At 35.9% G+C, this 591-nt stretch carries 1 protein-coding gene; it reads right to left on the bottom strand.

What is annotated here, in order from left to right; all coding sequences use genetic code 11:
• Positions 1 to 30 precede the first annotated feature (30 nt).
• A complete protein-coding gene (locus Q1B07_RS26735) occupies positions 31 to 492 on the bottom strand; it encodes a hypothetical protein (protein ID WP_299095635.1) in 462 nt (153 codons plus the stop codon).
• Between the last annotated feature and the right edge of the window lie 99 nt (positions 493 to 591).

Here is a 591-nt window from a genome sequence, read left to right as displayed (position 1 = left end):
ATAGACGCTCGAGGTACAAAACTTATTTCATTACGTTTTGTGCCTTGAGCGAAGCGAAAGGAATGGGTATAAAAATGGAACAATTAAAGTTGGCATTAATCCCCTAGCCCAGTTAGGAACTTTAAGATGTTTAATAATAGCTACGGCAAGATAGCCCGATAAAAATCCTCCTAAAATCCCACCAATGAATCCAGCACCAATTGCATTAGCAGTTAAACCAATAATAAAACCTGGAGCGATCCCTGGTTTTCCTGCAATTGAATAAGAAATCCCTGTAGCAATAACGACAGGTAGTAAACCTAAAGCAGCCCCGCCCATTGTTGCTAAAGCATCCCATATGGAAAACTCACCTTGTACTAATGTACCTTGACTAGTACCTCCAAAACCCATACCAATTGCGATTAAAAAACCTGCTCCACAAACAATTGGAATCAAATATGAAATTGCCGTCAATAAATGACCTTTAAGATTTAATTTTTTTATTCTATTCATTTTTACCCCCCCTATTACTCTACCGTATTGTAAAAACTTTTATATTAAAAAAGTTAATAATCTTTGAATTTAAGGGCTTTAAATGCAAAAAACTTGCCA

This window comes from uncultured Metabacillus sp. (genome assembly GCF_947503125.1).
Classification (GTDB): Bacteria; Bacillota; Bacilli; order Bacillales; family Bacillaceae; genus Metabacillus.
Note: the sequence above shows the minus strand (reverse complement) of the source record. Positions and strands in the feature narration are given on the sequence as shown.